Source organism: Wenzhouxiangella sp. 15190 (assembly GCF_003417465.1).
Lineage (GTDB): Bacteria > Pseudomonadota > Gammaproteobacteria > Xanthomonadales > Wenzhouxiangellaceae > Wenzhouxiangella.
Window position 1 is genome coordinate 181,920 of sequence record NZ_QVMV01000028.1, and the last position, 20,896, is coordinate 202,815.

The following is a 20,896-nucleotide window of genomic DNA, read 5'->3' on the forward strand; positions in this document are numbered from 1 at the left end:
CACGCATGCCGGGTTCACCCGGACGTACCCCTCCTGCTTGCTAAAATGTGCGGTTTAGGAAGCCACCAGCACCGATGTCCGAGCGCTTTTCCGTATTCAATCCGCCCCGAGACGGCGACGGCCGCGTCGACTGGCCGCTGCTCGAGGGCCTGCCCCTGGCGCTGGCCGTCTCGACTTACGCGGGACGCAAGGGCGGCCCCGTGCTGGTGGCTGTCCCCGACGGTTATGCCGCCCGCAACCTGCGCGACGACATCAATCACCTCGGCGCGGCCGATGCGGAACTCTTTCCGGACTGGGAGATCCTGCCCTACGATCTCTATTCGCCGCATCCCGACCTGATCTCGCGTCGCCTGGACCTGCTGTCGCGACTGCCGGGCATGGAGGCTGGCGTGGTGATCGCGCCGATCACCGCGCTGATGCAGCATCTCCCGCCGGTGGCCTGGGTGCAGGGCCAGAGCCTCAACCTGGCCGTCGGCGAGCGGCTCGATACCGAACGCTTCCGGGGGCGGCTGCACGCGGCCGGCTACGAAGTCGCCGAACAGGTCTGGCAGCCCGGCCAGTTCGCCGTGCGTGGCGCGGTCATGGATCTGTGGCCCATGGGCCGGCCGGAGCCCTATCGCCTGGAGTTGTTCGACGACGAGATCGAATCGATCCGAACTTTCGACGCCGAAAGCCAGCGATCCACCGGCAGGCTCGAGCGTATCGACATGCTGCCGGCGCGCGAGTACCCCTTCGACGAGGACAGCCGGCAGTTCTTCCGGCGCGCCTTTCGCAATCGCTTCGATGTCGACCTCAGGCGTGCACTGCCCTACCAGGACGTGGGCGAAGGCCATCACGGCCAGGGCCTGGAGCAGTACCTGCCGCTGTTTTTCGAAACCACGTCGAGCCTGACCGACTATCTGCCGAATCCGCACCGGCTGGTGTTGCTGCCCGGCGTGGAAGAGGCAGCCAGAGACTACTGGCGTGAAGTCGAGCATCGTCACGAGCAGCGCGGCGGCGATATCGAACGGCCGGTCCTCGACCCGGATGAACTGTTCGTGCCGGCCGCCGACCTGGTCCGGACCATGGACGACGATGCCGCCGTGAAGGTGACCCGGCGCAAACCCGCCACCGACGTGGTCGCGCCCGCGCCCGGCCTGGACCTGGACGAGAAGGCCGAGGAAACCGCCCGCAAGCTGCGCGAAATGAGCGACCGCGTACTGATCGCCGCCGACACCGCCGGCCGGCGCGAGCTGATCCGCGATGCGCTGCGCGCCGGCGGACTGCGCCCGAAACTGCTGGATTCTTGGTCGGCCTTCGTCAGCGGCGAGGATCCGCTGGCCGTGGTGGAAATGCCCGTATCGGGCGGCTGCCGCCTGGGCGATCGCGCCATTACCGTACTGACCGAAAGCGAGCTATTCCCGGGCCATACCCGCACCGTGCGTCGCGAACGCCGCAGCGGCCAGGACCCGGAAACCATGATCAAGAGCCTGGCCGATCTGCAGCCCGGCGCTCTGGTGGTCCATCTCGAACATGGCATCGGTCGCTACCTGGGCCTGGAAGTGCTCGACGCCGGGGAAACAACGGCCGAATACCTTTGCCTCGAGTACGCCGGCGGCGACAAGCTCTACGTGCCGGTGACCGACCTGCACCTGGTCAGCCGCTATACCGGGGCGGACCCCGAAGCCGTCGAGCTGCACAAGCTCGGTTCCGACCGCTGGGCACGGACCCGACGCAAGGCGGCCGAGAAGGTGCGTGATGCCGCCGCGGAGCTGCTCAACCTCCAGGCCCGCCGTGCCGCTCGGCAGGGCCAGAGTTTCGAGATTGACCGCGGCCTCTACGCCCGCTTCGCGGCTGGCTTCGAGTACGAGGAGACCGAGGACCAGCAGACGGCCATCGACGGCGTCCTGGCCGACCTGGCTTCCAGCGAGCCCATGGACCGGGTGGTGTGCGGCGACGTCGGCTTCGGCAAGACCGAGGTGGCGCTGCGCGCCGCCTTTGTCGTCGCGAATTCCGGCCGCCAGGTGGCCATGCTCGCCCCCACCACCCTGCTGGCTGAACAGCACTACCGCAATTTCGCCGATCGCTTCGCCGACTGGCCCGTCAACGTGCGCCTGCTGTCGCGCTCGGGTGGTTCTGCGGCAAAGACGGTCGCTGGCCTGGAAGACGGCACCGTGGATATCGTCATCGGTACCCATCGCCTGCTTCAGAAGGACATCAAGTTCCGCGATCTCGGCCTGGTCGTTATCGACGAGGAGCAGCGCTTCGGCGTGCGCCAGAAGGAGCGGCTCAAGGCCCTGCGTGCCGAAGTCGACCTGCTCACGCTCACCGCCACACCCATTCCACGGACACTGAACATGTCAATGGCCGGCCTGCGCGAGCTGTCGATCATCGCCACACCGCCGGCCAAGCGCCTGGCGGTTCGCACCTTCGTATCCGAGTGGGACACACCCACCATCCGCGACGCCGTCTCGCGCGAATTCCAGCGCGGGGGGCAGGTCTACTTCCTGCACAACGAGGTGCGCACCATGCCGCGGCAGGTCGCCGAGCTCGAGGAGCTGTTTCCCAACGCCCGCATCGGCATGGCCCACGGCCAGATGCCGCCGGGCGAGATGGAAAAGACCATGCGCGACTTCTATGCCCGCCGCATCAACCTGCTGGTGTGCTCGAGCATCATCGAAAACGGCATCGACGTGCCCACGGCCAATACGATCATCATCAACCGCGCCGACAAGTTCGGCCTGGCGCAGCTCCACCAGCTGCGCGGCCGGGTCGGCCGCTCGCATCATCTGGCCTATGCCTATCTGATCACCCCGCCGTGGAAGACGCTCACGCGCGATGCCAAGAAGCGCCTCGAGGCCATCCAGTCGCTGGAAGACCTGGGTGCGGGCTTCACCCTGGCCAGCCACGACCTCGAGATCCGGGGCGCCGGCGAACTGCTGGGCGAAGACCAGTCCGGCCAAATCGAGGCGATCGGTTTCGCGCTCTACTCCGACCTGCTCAACCGCGCCGTCGAGGCACTCAAGAACGGCGAGGAGCCCGACCTGGACGAACCGATGTCGATCACCAGCGAGGTCGACATGCACATCACGGCGATGATCCCGGACAGCTACCTGCCCGACGTGCACCAGCGCCTGGTGCTCTACAAACGAGTCAGCCAGGCCGACACCGATAAGAAGCTCAACGACCTGCAGGTCGAGATGATCGACCGCTTCGGCCTGCTGCCGCAAGAGGTCAAGAACCTGTTCGCCACGGCCGAACTGAGACTGCGCGCCAAGAAACTGGGCATCAAGCGCCTGGAAGTCGGCCCCGCCGGCGGCCGGGTCGAGTTCAAGGCCAAGCCGGACATCGACATGGGCGAGTTGCTCAAGATGATCCAGAAGGAGTCCCATACCTTCGAACTGCCCGACAACGACAAGCTGCGCATCAAGGGCGAGTTCGAGGAAGTCGAGGATCGCTTTCACATGGCCGAGGAACTGCTCGAGCGCCTGGCGCCGAAGGAACGGGCGGCGGCCTGAGCCTGAAAAGCGTTAACCGCTAAGACGCGAAGAGCGCGAAGGGAAAAGAACATGGAACCACGGAAGACACGGAAGGGCACGGAAAAAAGACTTTAAGCTCTATTGCCGTGATGCTGTCACGATTTTTTTGGTTCCTGGTTTCCGTGTATTCCGTGATTTCCGTGGTTACAAGATTTTCTTCTTTCGCATTTCTTCGCATTTCTTCGCGTTCTTTGCGTCTTCGCGGTTAGTTCATCCAACCATCAACGACCTGACCGGGGTTCGGGATGATGTGCTCTGTCATTCAGCCGGCGCCGGCAGCGCCCTCGAGTCCGGCGAGGTAGTTGGTGACCGCTTCACCGACACCGTTGAGGACAAACTGGACCGCGATCACCGCAAGGATCAGGCCGAACACCTTGGTCAGGATGCGTCGCCCGCTGTTGCCCAGCCAGCGAATTACGACGTTGGAATAAACCATCGTGAAGTAGCACGAGACGGTGGTCACGGCGATGGCGAACAGCACCACGATGGAGTACCAGAACCCCGGCGCCTCACTGGTGAGGATCATGGCGGTGGCGATGGCGCCGGGGCCGCTGATGAAGGGAATGGACAGCGGCACGATAGCGACGTCCTGGGCCAGCAGGGCGCGCGAAGGCCGCGCTTCGGACTTGGCATGGTCGGGCGCTTCGCTCTTGTTGAGCATGTTCATGGCGATGCCGAACAGGATCATCCCGCCGGCGATACGAAAGGCCGCCAGCGTGATGCCGAACAGCTGGAAGATCAGCGAGCCCATCAGCGCAAAGACGAAAAGCATCGCCGTCGAGGCGATCACCGCCCGGCGTGCAATCGCTTCCTGCTCCTCGTCGTCGCTGTCGGCCGTCAGTGACGCAAAGGCAAAGGCCGTGGTCAGTGGATTGACGATCACGAACATGCCGACGATCGCGATCAGGAAATACTCGATGATGGATGCCATAGATACCGAGCTGGAAAACGTTTCGGATTCCAGTGAACGATAGCATGGAGGATGGAATCGCCTGCCGGAGAGGCCAGAAGTCAGAGGTCAGGGAGCAACGCGGTGTTCCTGGCACGCTACCGATAGGCGTCGCTGCGATGGGTATTGGAACCGCAGATGAACGCGGATAAACGCAGATTCGCTCGCGCCCATACGTACGACCCTTCGCTTGGGCAGAGCCACGTGCGTCCCAAGCGGATACAAGTTCTTCATTCATTATCTGCGTCCATCTGCGTTCATCTGCGGTTCCAAATCAATTGATTACTCCGCAAACAGCTTCCCAGGATTGTATGCCATCGGGGTCGAACGCGGCCTTGAGGCGCATCAGTTCGATCTCGGCTTTCGAGCGGGTGTAGCGCAGGTCGTCGCGCTTGAGCAGGCCCACACCGTGTTCGGCCGAGACGCTGCCCTCGAACTGTCGGACCAGCTCGAACACGCGGGGGCTGAGCTTTTTTCCGGCCGCGTGGAAGTCCTCGATCGACCAAGTCTCGGGCCGCAACACGTTCATGTGCAGGTTGCCGTCGCCGATATGGCCGAACCATACGACTTTGAATATCCACCTAAAACCTAGACTTGAATTCTTCAGCCTCAGACAGTAGCCTCGGCGATCAGCGGCACGAAGTGTGTGCCGGGGAAGGGATATGTTGCCCGCCGGTAAACGCCGGCTAGGCGTTGTGCGAATTTCTGGGGAGACAGAGCATGAGCATATCTCAGCCCTTTCCTTTGATCATCCTGTTATTTTCATTTTTCTTCACCGCAGTCGTTCACGCCAGCTCTGTGCCGCAAGCCGCGCTGGAAGAACGTCGCGGAATCGCGGAGAGTAGAGCTTACCAAGCCTCCGAAGCTCTTGCGACGAGTCCGAGGATTGACCCGGCATCTCTCATTGAGGCTTTGGACGTTCCCGCCGAGCAAGTTATTGCTGCATGGACGAACGGATCTCAGGCCTCGGCTAGGGCGTTCGATGAACTGGGCGTTATTCAGCCACGCGAGGGAAACACATTCGTAGTGCTGAGCACTGGCATTGCCGGCACTCCAGAAGCTGCTCCAGGCGCTGACTTATCTGGGTCCGATGAAACCACGATAACCATTGAGCTCGAACCGCCGGCCAGCGCGACTCACGTGGCTTTTCGTTTTCGATTCATGACCGCCGAGTATCCCGCATTTTCTGAATCCGGTTACAACGACCAATTCACTGCAACACTGTCCGATTCCGGTGGTTCCAGGGAAATTGTCGGCATCACTGCCCAAGACAACCGCGTATATCCGGTCTCTGCATCAACGGCCGAAGGATCCGGATTTGACCTGTTCGCAGCCGACCCCCGGCAGTTCAATACGGAATTCGGGAACGGTTTGCCCGCATCCGGCATGACTGATTGGATTACCGTACGTGAGGCTCTCCGGCACGATGGCCCCATCACGCTGGAATTTCGGGTTCGCGATCAAGGCGACGACTTGATGGATTCTGCAGTGATTCTCGATGACATCTCTGCGGACGCGGCTTCCATACACATGGCGCCGCGGAGAAAAAGCATATCGCCAGCACAAACCGATCCAGGTGACGTTCTCGTCAACTGTGTTTCGCCCCCGGCGCCCGTGCCGGTCGACGGAGCAGTTGCCGATGGAGCCACCCGTCTGTTGTTCACTGTGCAAACACCTGGCCCCGGACACGTCAAGTACTCGCTATCTGGCTCCAGCGCACCCGAGGATGGCGGGTTCATTGAGTCCTTTGACAGCGAGGACCGCCTGGATGAGATCGAGGTTAGCGTTGTCAATGGACTAGGCCAGACTCTTTTACCTTGTCCCGGAAGATTTTAACCGCGGCGGAGACGAAGGATCGTCCGAGCGGCTCGTAACCGTGCGCGCTGAATACATTCCCGATGGAGCTTACCCGGCGTTTGAGACCTTTTTGCGGCCAAAGCTAAAGAGACCGGGTGTGGTTTTCGCACATGGACTATGGTCTAACCCCGGAGATGCCTGGAGTGAAACCCCGCTGCTCGCGCACCCGTTTGTGCTGGAGAGTGGCGCGATAACATTTCGCCGTGCCAATTACATTGGAACAAATGCAGCTCATTTCGAAACCAATCGCCTGATGTTTGACACTTGGCTCGCCCAGGTCTGTACCGACCTGAGGGGTGAGGGTCTGGCCATGCGGCAGGCCGACGTGATCGGCCACAGTATGGGCGGCATCCTCGGTCGGGTATACGAGGCCACCCGACCCACTTTGATCAATCGGCTGATCACCCTGAACACACCGCACTTTGGCTCTCCCTGGGCCAATGCGCTCCTGGCGCTCCGAGACAATCCTGATTTGCTTGTACGATTTATCACAAGGAGGGTTTTCGACTCATTGGGCAAACCTATTTCCGACGGCGCAATCGACGATCTCGCGGTTGGCAGCAACGCAATCAATTCCCTCCTTGCAACATCGATACCTTCTCACGCGATGGTGGGAGTTGGTGGCAAGTTCATTACTGATCCGATTGTCGATGGCTCCATAGCCGGACCGACCGGTCCCCTGCTCTGGTTTTTCGGCCTGCGTCCGTCGGATTTATTCGACACCCCGGAACATGATCTGGTTGTTGGACGCGACAGCCAAATTGGCGGCATCCCACCCGGCGCAACCAGCATATTCGAAGGGTTTCCGGACAGCCTGCACTGGAACGCCACCAAGAGTGAAAGCTATTCCGACCGGATATTGACGACAAGTGGCGTCAGCCTGCTCAACGCACAAACCGACGGATTGTTGTACGGGCACTTTCCTTCGCCGTCCGCCATGCAGACAGCATCGCCAAATCCACATTCAGGCATTTCCACAACGGATGACGAGCCCGAATTACCCTTGATCAAATTTCTCACCCCAGCGGACGGAGCTGAATTTGTTGCCGGTGAAAGCTTCACTGTAACGGTCTATGAACCCGCTGATTTTGAGAGCCAACGCGTGCTGTTGGTCACCGAAGTACACTCTCAGGGAATGGACACAGCCCCTTTCTCCGCTGAATTCACGATTCCACTCGAGTTCGTCGGCGAGCTGGAAATGACCGCATTCGCAACCGACGATCTCGGCGGCTTCGCCGCTTCGGAAGCCATTACCTCATTGGTCGAAGCTCCTGCCGAATTGATGGAAATCGAAATCACCACGCCGGACCCAACGATCTTCCCGTTCGAAAACCAGCGCCGGATTTCAGTTTCCGGCATATATGCCGATGACATAAACCGAGATATCAGCGACTCCTCAACCGGAACCGTATACGCATCCTCCAACCCTTCCGTAGCGACGATATCAGAGGATGGACAGATCACGCCGATCGAAGAAGGGTTCACCACGGTGATCGCGCAAAACGGTCCGTTTCAGGACAGCATTTCAGTACGCGTTCTGGAGCGTGATCCACCATTACCGGAGATAGTCGATGTGGACGCCAACCCCGAGGAACTGTGGCCGCCGACCAACCGCATGGTTCCCGTGGACCTGACAGTCACCGCCAATGGAAGTCCGGTCAATGGCTGTGCCGTAGCTGATGTTTCCGCTAATGAAGGGAACCCTGCCTCAGATATTGCGATCACCGGTGATTTGACGCTTGAGTTGCGGGCCAGCCGGCTGGGAACCGAGAAAGGGCGCAGATACACGATCGAAGTCGGCTGTTCAAGTGGAAATGTAACGAGCGCGGGAACTGCCAAGGTTGTGGTTCCGCACGATCAACGTCCTTGACGTATTTACCAGGAGCACGAGCGAATGTTCGGCATATCCCGTTCCGAGCCTAGACAGCAAGCTCGTGCTCGCCATTGTTGCATTTCCTCTTCCAGTTTCACTCGAGTGTTGGCCTTGATGGCCGCGGTGTGGTTAACATCGTTCATCATCGGTTGTGGTCTGGCAGGCGACCCGGATGAGCGAGTATTTTTCGGCAAAGAGCCACAACCTTTAGAGTATGAGTACCTACATCTTGCAACAGAACTTTGGTCCGAGAAGCCTTGTTATTTAATATCAAACGAGAGCATTACGGTCGGCGTAATCGCCTCATCGGGCAGACAAGCATCCTATCTCCGTTCAACCTGTTTCAGGTATGTCGCTGCTATCCTTGAACGTCCTGATCTGTGTGAACATGTGGTTTCGGTGAGCACATTATTTGATTCCGGCCATGACCTGAACCAGGAGTCGTGCGAACAGCTAGCAAGACGTGGAGATCGTGGCTATGCCGGTGGTAGTGTTGAACACCAGGCAATGTTCGAACTGGCCGGCTTCACCGAAACAGACATCAAAGACCTGCTCCGCAAACACGACATCCCCCCGAGTGGAACCTATTGCCTGCTGTACTCGCGGGAATTTTTTGCCGCCATTGAAAACCTGCCGAACTTCGCCGGCGAAGATGACCTGGAGAAAATGAAAGCTGTCGAATGGCGGCCGCATCAGCTATTGACCTTGCAGGGTTTCCCGTGCACGGGAAAGTTTCTGCATGAATACATGTAGTCAATGCGGCGCGGCAGCTTGAACTTCAAAAGCTTTAACCACAAAGACGCAATGAGCGCAAAGACAATCAAAAACAAAGAAACCACAGAATACACTGAAGATCACAGAAAGAGAAAATTGTTCCTCAATTCATTCCGTGTATTCGGTGATTTCCGTGGTTTATCGTTTCTTCTCTTATCGTAATCGCTTCGCGTTCTTTGCGTCTTCGCGGTTGTTGCTTTTAGAAGACTTTCCCGGGATTCAGAATGTCGTCCGGATCGAAGGCATGCTTGATCTGGCGCATCAGATCGATTTCGGCCTTCGAGCGGGTGTAGTGTAGGTCGTCGCGCTTGAGCAGGCCCACACCGTGTTCGGCCGACACGCTACCCTCGAACTTCCGGACCAACTCGAACACGCGCGGGCTGAGTTTCTTTCCGGCGGCGTGGAAATCCTCGATAGACCAAGTCTCGGGCCGCAACACGTTCATATGCAGGTTGCCGTCGCCGATGTGGCCGAACCACACCACCTCGAACTCGGGATAGTGCTCGGCAACCAGCCGGTCCAGTGATTCCAGGAATTTCGGCACGCGCGAGACGCGCACGGATAAGTCGTTCTTGTAGGGTGTGCGCGGGCTGATCGCTTCGCTGATCGCCTCGCGCCAGCGCCAGAGTTCCTCGGCCTGGGTGAGCGACTGGCTGATGGTGCCGTCGGCCACGTGACCGGCTTCGGCCAGGCTTTCGAACAGGGCCAGCGCTTTTTCCTGGCTCGCCTGCCCGGGATCGTCGAATTCCACCACCGCGTAGTACGGGCACTCGCCGTCGAGCGGGAAGGTTTCTCCGGTCGCGGCCATGACATGGTCGATCGAGCGCCGGTCGAAGAACTCGAAGGCCGACAGCGTCAGACCGGCACGCAGTTCGGCAAAAACCGGCATGATCGACGACCGGCCGGTAAAACCGACCAGCAGCACCGACTGCTCCGGCGGGGGCTTGGTCAGCGCCATGGTGGCCTCGGTGATGAGGCCGAGCACGCCTTCGGAGCCGATCATCAGGTGGCGCAGGTCGAGGCCGGTGTTGTTCTTGACCAGGCCGCGATTGAGCTCCAGCACCTCGCCGGTGCCGGTGACCACGGTCAGGCCCTGCACCCAGTCGCGCGTCATGCCGTAGCGAAGCACCCGGATGCCGCCGGCGTTGGTGGCGATGGAGCCGCCGAGCTGACTGGAATCGGCCGCCGCCCAGTCGACCGGATAGTAAAAGCCGGCATCGGCGGCGCGGCGCTGCAGCTCTCCCACCGGCAGGCCGGCCTGAGCGCGCAGACTGGGCTCGGTCGGGTCGAGCTCAAGAACCTCGCGCATCTTCTCCAGCGAGACGACAACTTCGCCGTCGCTGGCCACGGCACCGCCGGACAGACCGGTGCGGCCGCCGCTGGGCACCAGCTTCAGCCCGTCGCGGCGGGCCAGGCGAACCAGCTCAACGACTTCATCTGTGCTTCGCGGGAACACCACCGCCTCGGGCCGGGCGGGCCAGAAACGCGTCCAGTCCCCGCCATAGTGCGTCAGGGATTCGGCATCGGTCAGCGATTCAATCGGGTCAAAGCGGCTCATGACGGTTATTATCACCCCTTCAGCCTGCAAACACGCAATCGATCATACGCATGGCCGCCAAACACTCTCTGCCCAAGGACAAGATCAACTTCCTGCTGCTCGAAGGCATTCACGACCGTGCCGTCGACAGTATCCGTAATTCCGGTTACGGCAACCTGCGGGTCGAATCATCCGCGCTCGAGCCCGACGCGCTCAAGGAGGCGCTCGCCGGCGTCCACTTTCTCGGTATTCGCTCGCGCAGCCACATCACCGAGGACGTGCTCGACGCGGCCGACAAACTCACCGCCATCGGCTGTTTCTGCATCGGCACCGACCAGGTCGATGTCGACGCTGCCCGCCGGCGCGGCATTCCAGTATTCAACGCGCCGTATGCCAACACCCGCTCGGTGGCCGAGCTGGTGCTGGCCGAGGTCATTCTGCTGATGCGCGGCATCCCGGAGAAAAACATGGCTGCTCATCGCGGACAGTGGCTCAAGACCGCCAGCGGCTCGCACGAGGTGCGCGGCAAGACCCTGGGAATCGTCGGCTTCGGACATATCGGCTCGCAGCTCGGCATCCTGGCCGAAGGCATGGGCATGAACGTCATTTTTTACGACATCGTCGACAAGCTGCCGCTGGGCAATGCGCGGGCGAGCTCGGGGCTGACCGAGGTCCTCGAGCAGGCCGATATCGTCAGCCTGCACGTTCCCGATACCGAGCAGACGCGTGGCATGATCGGCAAGCGCGAACTGGCGGCCATGCAGTCCGGCAGCCGGCTGATCAATGCCTCACGCGGCAAGGTGGTCGACCTCCCGGCCCTGGCCGAGGCTCTCAAAACGCATCATCTCGCCGGTGCAGCCATCGACGTCTTTCCGTCCGAGCCCTCCGGGCCGGACGAAGAATTCGTCAGCGAACTCCGCGGCATGGACAACGTGCTGTTGACGCCGCATATCGGCGGCTCCACACGCGAAGCCCAGGAGAACATCGCCCTCGATGTGGCCGGCAAGCTGGTGCGTTATTCCGACAACGGATCGACCATGGGCGCGGTCAACTTCCCGGAAGTCGCCCTGCCCGACCACGCCACCGCCCGCCGCATCCTGCACATCCACCGCAACGAGCCGGGCGTGCTGCAGGCGATCAACAGTGTATTTTCCGAAGCCGGCGTGAATATCGTCGCCCAATACCTGCAAACCCTGCCGGACGTCGGTTACGTAGTGATGGACGCCGAGACCGAGGACGCCACACGCATCATCCGCGGTCTGGAGGCCATTCCGGCGACCATCCGCACCCGTTTCCTCTACTGACCCCGAATCAAGGAGATTGCGCATGAGCGACCTGGATATTCAACTCGACCGCGAGACCGGCCGCTTCGAGGCTGTCGTCGAAGGCCATTCCTGCGTGCTCGACTTCAGCATCGACGGCGATGTGGTGAGCATGAACCATGTCGGCGTGCCCGAGGCGGTCGGCGGACGCGGCATCGCCGGGCAACTGACAAAGTATGCACTCGACTGGGCCGACGACCAGAACTTCAGGGTTCGCGCCCGCTGCCCATACGTGGCTGCCTGGATCGAACGCCATCCGGAATATCAGGAACTGCTAACGTAAGGTCCAGATTTTTTTGCGGTTTTCCTTGTGCCAGAAACCACCGAGACCCTAGAATGGAATTGATGCACATCAAGCATCACATTCATTCATTGGCTTCAGGAGGGTCCAATGATCGAGGGTCTCAGCCGTAACGCCGCGCGCAACATCTTTCTGGGCGGCTCCATCATTTTCTTCATCATTTTTGTTGGCCTGACGGCCCACAGTCACTACTACATCGTCACCGAATCCACCGATCACGAAGGGCTGACCGAGTCGGTCAAGCTCGGAAAGCACGTGTGGGAGAAGGAGTCGTGCATCAACTGCCACAGTCTGCTCGGCGAAGGCGCGTATTTCGCGCCCGAGCTCGGCAACGTATGGCTGCGCTACGGCGGTGCGGACAACCCGGAAGCCGCGCGCCAGGGGATCAAGTCCTGGATTCGCCTACAGCCGCTGGGCGCTCCGGGCCGCCGTCAGATGCCCTCCTACGATCACCTGAGTGAAGAGGAACTGGACGCCCTGGTCGATTTCTTCCGCTGGACCAGCGAGATCGACACGCAAGACTGGCCACCGACGATTTCGGGATAAGAGGGAGAGCCGAATGAAATATCAGACCCAGAAAGTCGCCTATCCGTTTTTCATCGCCGCGCTGGCCCTGTTCGCCGCACAGGTACTGTTCGGACTGCTGGCCGGAGCGGTGTATGTGTGGCCGGAGTTCATGGCCGAGGCCATGCCCTTCCACATCATGCGCATGAGCCACACCAACCTCCTCGTCGTATGGCTGCTGATCGGCTTCTTCGGCGCCACCTACTACCTGCTGCCCGAGGAAGCTGAATCCGAACTCCACAGCCCGATGATCGCCTATATCCAACTGGGCATCTTCGTCTTCGCAGGCGCCGCGGCCCTGGTCGGCTACCAGTTCGGCATCCACGAAGGCCGTGAATTTCTGGAACAACCGACGTGGGTCAAGATCCTGCTGACCATCTCGTTCCTGATGTTCCTCTACAACGGTTCCCGTACGCTGCTGGCGGGCCGCCGAACGGCCATTTCCATGATCCTCATGGCCGGCCTGTGGCTGGCCGCCATCTTCTGGCTGTTCTCCTTCTACAACCCGGCCAACCTGTCGCTGGACAAGATGTACTGGTGGTATGTCATCCACCTCTGGGTGGAGGGTGTCTGGGGCCTGATCATGGCCTCGCTGCTGGCCTACCTGCTGGTCAAGATGTCCGGCGTCGACCGCGAGATCATCGAGAAGTGGCTGTACGTAATCGTCGGCCTGGTGCTGTTCGCCGGCCTGCTCGGCACCGGTCACCACTACTACTGGATCGGCACGCCCGCCTACTGGCAGCCGCTGGGCAACATCTTCGGCGCGCTCGAGGTGTTGCCACTGTTCTCGATGGTGATCTTCACCTTCTATATGTTCTGGCAGGGCAGCCGCAATCATCCCAACAAGGCGGCGATTCTCTGGACTCTCGGTTGTGCGGTCATGGCCTTCTTCGGCGCCGGCGTGTGGGGGCTGATGCACAACATGTCCTGGGTCAACTACTACAGCCACGGCACGCAGGTCACCGCCGCCCACGGCCACCTCGCCTTCTACGGCGCCTACGTGATGCTCAACCTGGCGGTCATCACCTACGCCATGCCACAGCTCCGCGGCAAGCTGCCCTACAACCAGATCCGCAACATGTGGAGCTTCTGGCTGATGACCGGCGGCATGGCCTTCATGACCTTCACCCTGACCTTCGCCGGCGTCGTCCAGACCCACCTGCAGCGCGTCATGGGCGAGAACTACATGACAACGCAGGACCAGATCTGGGTGTTCTACGCCATGCGCTTTGGTGCCGGCATCATCGTGGTCATCGGTGCGCTGATCTTCCTGTGGGCCACCCTCGGCAAGCCGCGCGAGCAAACACCCGGCGGTGCGTCGCACATGGCCGTCGGCAGCGCGGATGAGTGAAGCCGAACGGCGTACCGACCCCTCGCCGGAACTGCCCTGGTACCGCGAGACCGCCGGCGAGTGTCATTTTTTCGAGGCGGCCTGGAAGCAGGGGCTCCCACTGCTGCTCAAGGGCCCGACCGGCTGCGGCAAGACCCGCTTTGTCGCGCACATGGCCGCCCGACTGGGGCGGCCGCTGTTTACCGTTGCCTGCCACGACGACCTCACGGCCGCGGACCTGACCGGTCGCTACCTGCTCTCCGGCGGGGAGACGAAGTGGGTGGACGGCCCGCTCACCCGGGCCGTACGCGAAGGCGGCATCTGTTACCTCGACGAAGTGGTCGAGGCGCGCAAGGACGTCACGGTCGTCATGCACCCGCTCACCGACGACCGCCGCATCCTGCCGCTGGAGCGTACCGGTGAAGTCCTCGAAGCACCGCCGGAATTCATGCTGGTCGTCTCCTACAATCCCGGCTACCAGCACGTTCTGAAATCGCTCAAGCCGAGCACGCGCCAGCGCTTCGCCGCGCTGAGCTTCGATTTCCCGCCGCCGGAGGTGGAAACGGACATCGTGGCCGCCGAGAGCGGCCTGTCGAAGGATCTGTGCGCCGGCCTGATCAACCTTGCCCGCCGCATTCGCGAACTCAAGGGCAAGGATCTCGAGGAAGGCGTCTCGACCCGCCTGCTGGTCTACTGCGCCAGCCTGGTTGCCGGCGGCATGGCCATGGAAACCGCCGCCCGGGCCACGCTGATCCAGCCGCTGAGCGACGACGAGGACGTCATCGCCGCGCTCGAGGAACTGCTCTCGCACACGTTCTAAGAAACCTCTGATCACATGCACGGAGTGTGAGTCCCGATGCCCGAATGGCTCGAATTCGAGGAACTCGCCGGCCGCTGGTGGCATCGCTGGGCCTCATCGGCAACCAGCTATCCGACCCATGCCGAGGCCGCTGTCGAGTTCGAAACCCTGCGCGATGCCCTGGCGGTCTACTTCCGTGCGCTCGGGGGTCCGACCGGTATCACCCTGACCACATCGCGCGCGACCGGCCAGGACCACCGGCTGAGCTGGCGCCAGCGCCTGGGGCTCGACCAGGAGCCGATGGAGTTGGCCCGACTCGATGCTGAGCACCTGATCCTGCCGCAACGCAACGCCCTGTTCCCCGACCCCGAACGCAACCGCCTGCTGTATTTCTGGCAGACCGCCTTTCTGGCCTTCAGTCGCCTGCCACCGGCGACACCCGATCCGCTTCAGCGCGATCTGCTCTACCTGGCGGCCTCGGCCGAGGCGCTCCAGGCGCTGCTACGCGAGTTCCCCGGCTGGCGTGCGCGCTACGCCGAGCTGGCCGCGGGGCTGATCCGCCTGCGGCCTTCGCGCCGCCTGCCGCCGGCCGAAGATGCCGTCGAACAGGTCATTCTCCGCCTGCTGGGCAAAAGCGTCGAACTCGACCAGCGTGCAACCGACCTGTACAGGGCCGTGACCGACAACCCCGGAATCATCCGCGATTTTCGCGCCCCGTCCGGCTATCGGCCACCACTGCCGGTGCCGCTATGGCCCGCGGCCACCGCCGGTGCCGGAACCGACAGCGGGGCCGAACGAGACGACGACGAAGAAGAGGCCGGCGGCGACGCAACGGAAGTCGGCGAACAGATGTTCCACGCCCACCGGCGCCGCCTCGACCAGACAGAGCGCGACGACCCACTGATGCTCAATCCCTTCGAGAAGATCATTTCCTGGGCGGAGATGGTCAACGTCAATCGCTCGGTCGAAGATGACGACGAGGACGAAGCCCGCCAGGCCGCCGAAGGGCTCGACCAACTGACCCTGTCCAAACACCGAAAGAAAGCGGCCACGCGTCTGAAGATGGGGCTGGAGGTCGCCTCCGCGGCTGTTCCCGAAACTGCACTGCAGTCCGATGTCACATGGCCGGAATGGCACTACGGCCGCCGGCGCTATCTACCCGATTTCTGTGCCGTACAGGTTCTCGAGCCCGGACTGGCCGGCGAAGACTGGTCGCCGGATACCGGCACGCGGGCCCGCATCAGGCAGGTGCGGCGGCAGTTCGAGGCGCTCAGGCCGCGGCGCGAACTGCTGCGCGCCCAGCTCGATGGCGACGAGTTCGACACCGACGCCCTGGTACGCATGGTCACCGAGCGCGCCGCCGGCCATTCCGGCTCGGAGCGCATCTACTCGGCCTGGCGCGATACCTCGCGCGACCTGGCCGTCGCCACCCTGGTGGACGTGTCGCTGTCGACGGACTCCTGGCTCGACGACCGCCGCGTCATCGACATCGAAAAGGAAGCCCTGCTGGTGCTGGCCAACGGCATCGACGCCTGCGGCGACGAGCAGGCCGTCTACAGCTTCACATCCCACCGGCGCAAACGCGTGGAGATCACGCCGCTCAAGCGCTTCGACGAGCCCATGGATCACGGCATCGAACGCCGCATCGCCGCGCTCGAGCCCGGTCGCTACACGCGCATGGGCACGGCCATCCGGCACGTGGCCGCGGAGCTGGCCGAGAGATCCAACCGCCACCGCCTGCTGCTGGTGCTGACCGACGGCAAGCCCAATGACACCGACCACTACGAAGGCCGCTACGCCATCGAGGACACGCGCATGGCTGTGCGCGAGGCCCGCCTCCATGGATTGGTGGTTTTCGGCGTCACCATCGACGCGCGCGCGCGTCAGTACTTCCCGCTGATCTTCGGACGCAGCGGCTACGCCATCGTGCCCCGAGCCGCCGCGCTGGCCACCGCCCTGCCCGCGATCTACCGCCAGCTGGTCCAGCGTTGATGGAATATCAGATCAGGTCGCGCTGGGCGTAAACCGCTTTCCAGACCTCGCCGCGCTTCTGGGCGATTTCCGTGTCGAAGTAGTGGCGTAACCGGCGGCGATCGTCGGCCTGGTCTTTCAACGCCGAACCGATGATGAAATGGACCAGATTGTCGATAACCACTTCACCGTCGGTGTAGTAACGGGCATGGATGCACAGTGCATGGCCGACACTGACGGCCTCGGCCGTCGACATCGTTGCACCGGCGAGTCGGTCGGTCGAGCGCCCGCTCAGGGACTGGCCGTTGCGCAGTTCATGGAAAATAGTGACGAGAGCCATGATCACGGATGGATCGATCCGCACATCGATGCCGGCATACTCGTTCAGCCGGCCCACCTCGCGCGACACGACCTCGATTTCGTCTTCGACATCACGGATCGAGGGAACCGTCTCGAAATTCATGCGCCGCTTTAGCGCGGCACTCATCCGGTTGACCCCCTCGTCGATGCTGTTGGACGTGGCGATCACGTTGAAGCCGGCGCGCGAGTAGAGAACGCCGGACCGGCCACTGAGTTCCGGCACCGTGATCAGGCGGTCGGACAGGATCGACAGCAACGCATCCTGCAGCGGCTGGGGGCAGCGGGCCACTTCCTCGAAGCGCACGATCTTGCCGTCACGCATGCCGCGATAGATCGGGCTGGGCACCAGCGCCTCCGGTCTGGGGCCGCCCTGGGCAAGCAGCGAATCGTTCCAGCTGTAGAGCAGCTGGTCGACTTCGCTGAGTGCCCCGCCCTGCAGGGTCAGAGAGGAGTCGCCGGAAATGGCCGCAGCGAGCAGCTCGGACAACCAGGACTTGGCGGTCCCCGGCTCGCCGACCAGCAGACAACCGCGGTCGGTACACAGCGCGATCACCACGCGCGTGATCACGCCCGGTTCAATCACGATCTTGCGACTGATTTTCAACTCGTCATCGCCGAGCACGAACTTCTCCACCGCCAATGGCGAGAGCTTCCATCCCGGCGGCACGGGATGCTTGTCCCATTGAGCCAGACGTTTGAGCTCATCGGCAAAGGCCATTTCGGCCGGTGGTCGTTGCAGCTGGGGCTTTCGGCTCACGGCTGTTTCCTCCTGCCACCGCGCTGCTCGGGCGCCATGCGATCCTGAGGCAGGATACGGGGCAGCTCCTCGAGCGGAACCGTGCCGTTGATGACGTGGTCGAGCGCGCTGTCGCGCATGGTGATCAGGCCGGCGTCGAGCGCCTGCCAGCGCAACTCCCCGGCCGGCGGCTGCAGGGAAATCACCCGCCGAATATCGTCGCTGACCTGCAGGTACTCGACCACGGCAATCCGGCCACGCGTCCCCAGGCCGTTGCAATGCTTGCAGCCGCGACCCCGAAAGCAACGGAAGTTGACCGGCACACGCTCCGGAAACAACTCCCGGAGAATTCGTTCGTCAGGTTCGGCCGGTTCCCGGCAGTGCTCGCAGATGCGCTTGGCCAGGCGCTGGGCGATGATTGCCAGAAGCTCCCCGGCGATCGAGTTGGGCAATACCTGCAGATCATAGAGGCGCTGCAGCGCGTCGACTGCGTCGTTGCTGTGCAGGGTCGACAGCACCAGGTGCCCGGTCTGAGAAGCTCGCATGGCCTCCAGCGCCGTCGCCCCATCCCGGATTTCGCCCACCATGATCGCATCGGGGTCCTGGCGGACGAAGGAACGCATGGCGTCGGCGAAGCTGAAGCCGATATCGGGACGCGCCCGCGTCTGCTGGATATTGTCGATGGAGTACTCGATCGGGTCCTCGGCGGTGATTACCTTTCGGCGACCGTCGTCGGCCAGTTCCTGCAACGCGGCGTACAGCGTTGTCGACTTGCCCGATCCGGTCGGGCCCACCACCAGGACCAGACCGGCCGGATTGTCGAGCAGCCGCTGGTAGAAACCGGCGACGCGTTCGGACATGCCCAGCTCGCGCAAGCCCAGCACCCGGCCGGTCTGCGACAACAGCCGGATGACTGCATGCTCGCCGTGCAGTGAAGGCTGGATCTGAATGCGCAAATCGTAGTTGGTCGTACCCACCCGCATATGCGATCGCCCGCCCTGCGGCAGACGGCGCTCGGCAATGTTGATTTCGGCGCGTACCTTGATGACGTTGATAAGGCCGGCATGGTCACGTGAAGTAAGCTGATAATGGGTCAGATCGTGCAACTCACCGTCGACGCGAATGCGAATCCGGATCCGGTCACCATAGCGCTCGACATGAATGTCGGAAGCCTTGGCGCTGACCGCATCGAGCAGGATGGACTCGTACAGAGAAACCAGGTAGTGACTGAGCTCGCGATCGGAACTGTCGAGCAGGTCTTCGGAATGAGCCGGCTCCTTTTTCTGCTCGGTCCAGCGCAGCATTTCACTGCCGCGCGAGGACAGATCGATCACCTGCCACAACCGCCGAAAGTCGGTGGGCGTAACCAGCAGCTTCACCACCGACTTGAAGGCCTGCACCCGCGCCACATCCTCGGTCGGGACATCGGGGTTGTCAGTAGCCACGTAAAGAATGCCGCCGCGTGAGCGGATCGGCACCAGGCGCTGGTTATCCAGGAAAGTCTTGGAAAATCGTCGAAACAGGGCGAGATCGAGATCCTTGAGCAGATCGTCGGCGCTGGTCAGTTGCAGACCGTAGCGGTCAGCGAGGCTGCGATAGAGATCCATGTCCACAATGTCGTTGCGACGCTGTAGCACCGAAATCACCGGCTCGCGACGCCGACGTGCTTCCACCCGTGCGTCGGCGAGTTGCTTTTCGTCGACATATCCCAGGTCGATCATGATCTCGCCGGCATCGTGGGCAAGGTTGACCGGCCCGAGTTCACGCCGCTTGAAGCCGCCATCCATGCGGGCCCGTGCCACGACCAACGGCACGAGGGGATCGTTACCCTCGAGCGTGACCAGATGACCACCCTCGGCAAGTTGCTCGGCCAGACCTTCCCATTTGACGATCCGGGCACTGCACAGGACCAGATCGAAAGGCGCCAGATCGGGCGCACCCAGTTCGCCCTCGCCGAGAATCAAGCGCACATTCTCGATTCCCGCCCGCGCCAGGTTGGCGGTGGCGATATCAGCCACCTCGGAGCTTCGCTCGATCACCACGACATCGTCGGCCAAGCGCGCGAGCCCGGCAGCCAGATAGCCGGCGCCGATGCCGACCAGCAGAACACGTCGGCGCACACCAAGAGGCTCTATCAGCTCCAGGATACGCTCGACCGCCTCGCGTGTCGGAATGCTGCGGCCGGAAACAATTCCTTCCAGATCACCCGAAGTCAGGAACCCCGAACGCGGCACCGAATCGAGCAGGTGCCTGATGCGTTCCGAAGGCGACGTAGTCACGCAGTAGCCTCCAATGCCAGCAGGAAATCGACGAAACTCAATCGCGGCAATCCAAGCATGTTCGACCTGTCCCCTTGATTAGAGACGCTGCATGAAAGATAGCAGAATAATTCAATCTGAACGGAACGATGTTTCAACCCCGAAGTCGTACGTGGGAGGTTACCAGTCGCCTGGTCAACTGGAAAACCATTCATTTGCCTTTATTTCGCAGGAAAGAACTGCTACATTCCCGACATGGACTGGTCCGCCGCTTCTCTGCTCCGATACATACTCGCCATCGCATTGGTGGCGGGAGGCCTGTCGGCCTGGAGCATTCATGCGAATCCAATCGTCATGGATCAGTCGACTCAGGCGGTATCCAGTGCCGGCGACCAACAAGGTTCGGATTGTCACCCGGATAATACGGAACCGGCTTCGGATTCGACGTCCGAGGCGCACGGCGGCGATTGCTGCGATGAAGACAAACAGGAAGGTGACTGCACTGACGAAAAGTGCAGCTGCGTCTGCCCTGCCTTGACACTCGTCGTTCCGATCGGATCCGCGCCCGCCGCCCCGGCGGTCGCACAAGCCCACGCTGCCGCCCTTGCCGCACCCGCCCCTCAGAAAGTCATCACGACCCTGCTTCGCCCACCCCGGGCCTGATCCCCACAAGTTTTCTCCCTGCGCGGACGCCGTCATGCCGCAATGAATCAGCGTGTCCCGGCGGTTAGCGCTTACGACTCAAGT

At 61.9% G+C, this 20,896-nt stretch carries 16 protein-coding genes; 11 read left to right on the forward strand and 5 right to left on the reverse strand.

Annotation, left to right across the window (positions count from 1 at the left end; all coding sequences use genetic code 11):
- Positions 1 to 74: 74 nt before the first annotated feature.
- Complete coding sequence (gene mfd, locus DZK26_RS07900) at positions 75 to 3,497, forward strand: transcription-repair coupling factor (protein ID WP_116897632.1); 3,423 nt, start codon at positions 75 to 77, stop codon at positions 3,495 to 3,497.
- Positions 3,498 to 3,780: 283 nt separating this feature from the next.
- Here mfd and DZK26_RS07905 read toward each other — a convergent pair whose 3' ends face one another.
- On the reverse strand, positions 3,781 to 4,449 hold the full coding sequence (locus DZK26_RS07905) for a MarC family protein (protein ID WP_116897633.1): 669 nt from the start codon (positions 4,447 to 4,449) through the stop codon (positions 3,781 to 3,783).
- Positions 4,450 to 4,741: 292 nt separating this feature from the next.
- Positions 4,742 to 5,197 carry an FAD-linked oxidase C-terminal domain-containing protein gene (locus DZK26_RS07910; RefSeq protein ID WP_220337069.1) on the reverse strand — a complete coding sequence of 152 codons (456 nt, stop codon included), beginning with the start codon at positions 5,195 to 5,197 and terminating at the stop codon, positions 4,742 to 4,744.
- Between DZK26_RS07910 and DZK26_RS07915 the strand changes: the two genes are divergently transcribed.
- The 3 genes from DZK26_RS07915 to DZK26_RS14180 are packed head-to-tail and all read left to right on the forward strand — an operon-like array spanning position 5,188 to position 8,950.
- Positions 5,188 to 6,303 carry a choice-of-anchor L domain-containing protein gene (locus DZK26_RS07915; RefSeq protein WP_116897634.1) on the forward strand — a complete coding sequence of 372 codons (1,116 nt, stop codon included), beginning with the start codon at positions 5,188 to 5,190 and terminating at the stop codon, positions 6,301 to 6,303. The genes DZK26_RS07910 and DZK26_RS07915 overlap by 10 nt on opposite strands.
- Positions 6,304 to 6,343: 40 nt before the next feature.
- Positions 6,344 to 8,194 (forward strand): alpha/beta fold hydrolase, encoded by a 1,851-nt coding sequence (locus tag DZK26_RS07920; protein ID WP_116897635.1) that lies wholly within the window; start codon positions 6,344 to 6,346, stop codon positions 8,192 to 8,194.
- A gap of 24 nt (positions 8,195 to 8,218) precedes the next feature.
- On the forward strand, positions 8,219 to 8,950 hold the full coding sequence (locus tag DZK26_RS14180) for a hypothetical protein (RefSeq protein WP_147306616.1): 732 nt from the start codon (positions 8,219 to 8,221) through the stop codon (positions 8,948 to 8,950).
- 220 nt (positions 8,951 to 9,170) lie between these two features.
- On the opposite strand, the gene DZK26_RS07930 is transcribed toward DZK26_RS14180, so the two are convergent.
- Positions 9,171 to 10,529 carry an FAD-binding oxidoreductase gene (locus tag DZK26_RS07930; RefSeq protein ID WP_116897637.1) on the reverse strand — a complete coding sequence of 453 codons (1,359 nt, stop codon included), beginning with the start codon at positions 10,527 to 10,529 and terminating at the stop codon, positions 9,171 to 9,173.
- Positions 10,530 to 10,579: 50 nt separating this feature from the next.
- On the opposite strand from DZK26_RS07930, the gene serA reads away from it, so the two are divergent.
- The 6 genes from serA to DZK26_RS07960 all read left to right on the forward strand — a co-directional run bounded on the left by serA (position 10,580) and on the right by DZK26_RS07960 (position 16,816).
- Complete coding sequence (gene serA, locus DZK26_RS07935; protein ID WP_116897638.1) at positions 10,580 to 11,812, forward strand: phosphoglycerate dehydrogenase; 1,233 nt, start codon at positions 10,580 to 10,582, stop codon at positions 11,810 to 11,812.
- Positions 11,813 to 11,834: 22 nt separating this feature from the next.
- A complete protein-coding gene (locus tag DZK26_RS07940; RefSeq protein WP_116897639.1) occupies positions 11,835 to 12,113 on the forward strand; it encodes a GNAT family N-acetyltransferase in 279 nt (92 codons plus the stop codon).
- A 108-nt stretch (positions 12,114 to 12,221) separates the two neighbouring features.
- Positions 12,222 to 12,677 (forward strand): cytochrome c, encoded by a 456-nt coding sequence (locus DZK26_RS07945; protein ID WP_116897640.1) that lies wholly within the window; start codon positions 12,222 to 12,224, stop codon positions 12,675 to 12,677.
- A gap of 13 nt (positions 12,678 to 12,690) precedes the next feature.
- Positions 12,691 to 14,046: a cbb3-type cytochrome c oxidase subunit I gene (locus DZK26_RS07950; RefSeq protein WP_116897641.1), complete on the forward strand. Its 1,356-nt coding sequence runs from the start codon at positions 12,691 to 12,693 to the stop codon at positions 14,044 to 14,046.
- Positions 14,039 to 14,845, forward strand: coding sequence for a CbbQ/NirQ/NorQ/GpvN family protein (locus tag DZK26_RS07955; protein ID WP_116897642.1), 807 nt, complete (start codon positions 14,039 to 14,041; stop codon positions 14,843 to 14,845). The genes DZK26_RS07950 and DZK26_RS07955 overlap by 8 nt, the downstream gene beginning before the upstream one ends.
- A 36-nt stretch (positions 14,846 to 14,881) precedes the next feature.
- Positions 14,882 to 16,816 carry a nitric oxide reductase activation protein NorD gene (locus DZK26_RS07960; protein ID WP_116897643.1) on the forward strand — a complete coding sequence of 645 codons (1,935 nt, stop codon included), beginning with the start codon at positions 14,882 to 14,884 and terminating at the stop codon, positions 16,814 to 16,816.
- Between the two features lie 7 nt (positions 16,817 to 16,823).
- On the opposite strand, the gene DZK26_RS07965 is transcribed toward DZK26_RS07960, so the two are convergent.
- Positions 16,824 to 17,912: an AAA family ATPase gene (locus tag DZK26_RS07965; RefSeq protein ID WP_258870829.1), complete on the reverse strand. Its 1,089-nt coding sequence runs from the start codon at positions 17,910 to 17,912 to the stop codon at positions 16,824 to 16,826.
- Positions 17,909 to 20,170: an ATPase, T2SS/T4P/T4SS family gene (locus DZK26_RS07970; protein WP_220337061.1), complete on the reverse strand. Its 2,262-nt coding sequence runs from the start codon at positions 20,168 to 20,170 to the stop codon at positions 17,909 to 17,911. The genes DZK26_RS07965 and DZK26_RS07970 overlap by 4 nt, the downstream gene beginning before the upstream one ends.
- 234 nt (positions 20,171 to 20,404) lie before the next feature.
- On the opposite strand from DZK26_RS07970, the gene DZK26_RS14740 reads away from it, so the two are divergent.
- A complete protein-coding gene (locus tag DZK26_RS14740) occupies positions 20,405 to 20,812 on the forward strand; it encodes a CopL family metal-binding regulatory protein (RefSeq protein WP_116897644.1) in 408 nt (135 codons plus the stop codon).
- Positions 20,813 to 20,896: the final 84 nt, after the last annotated feature.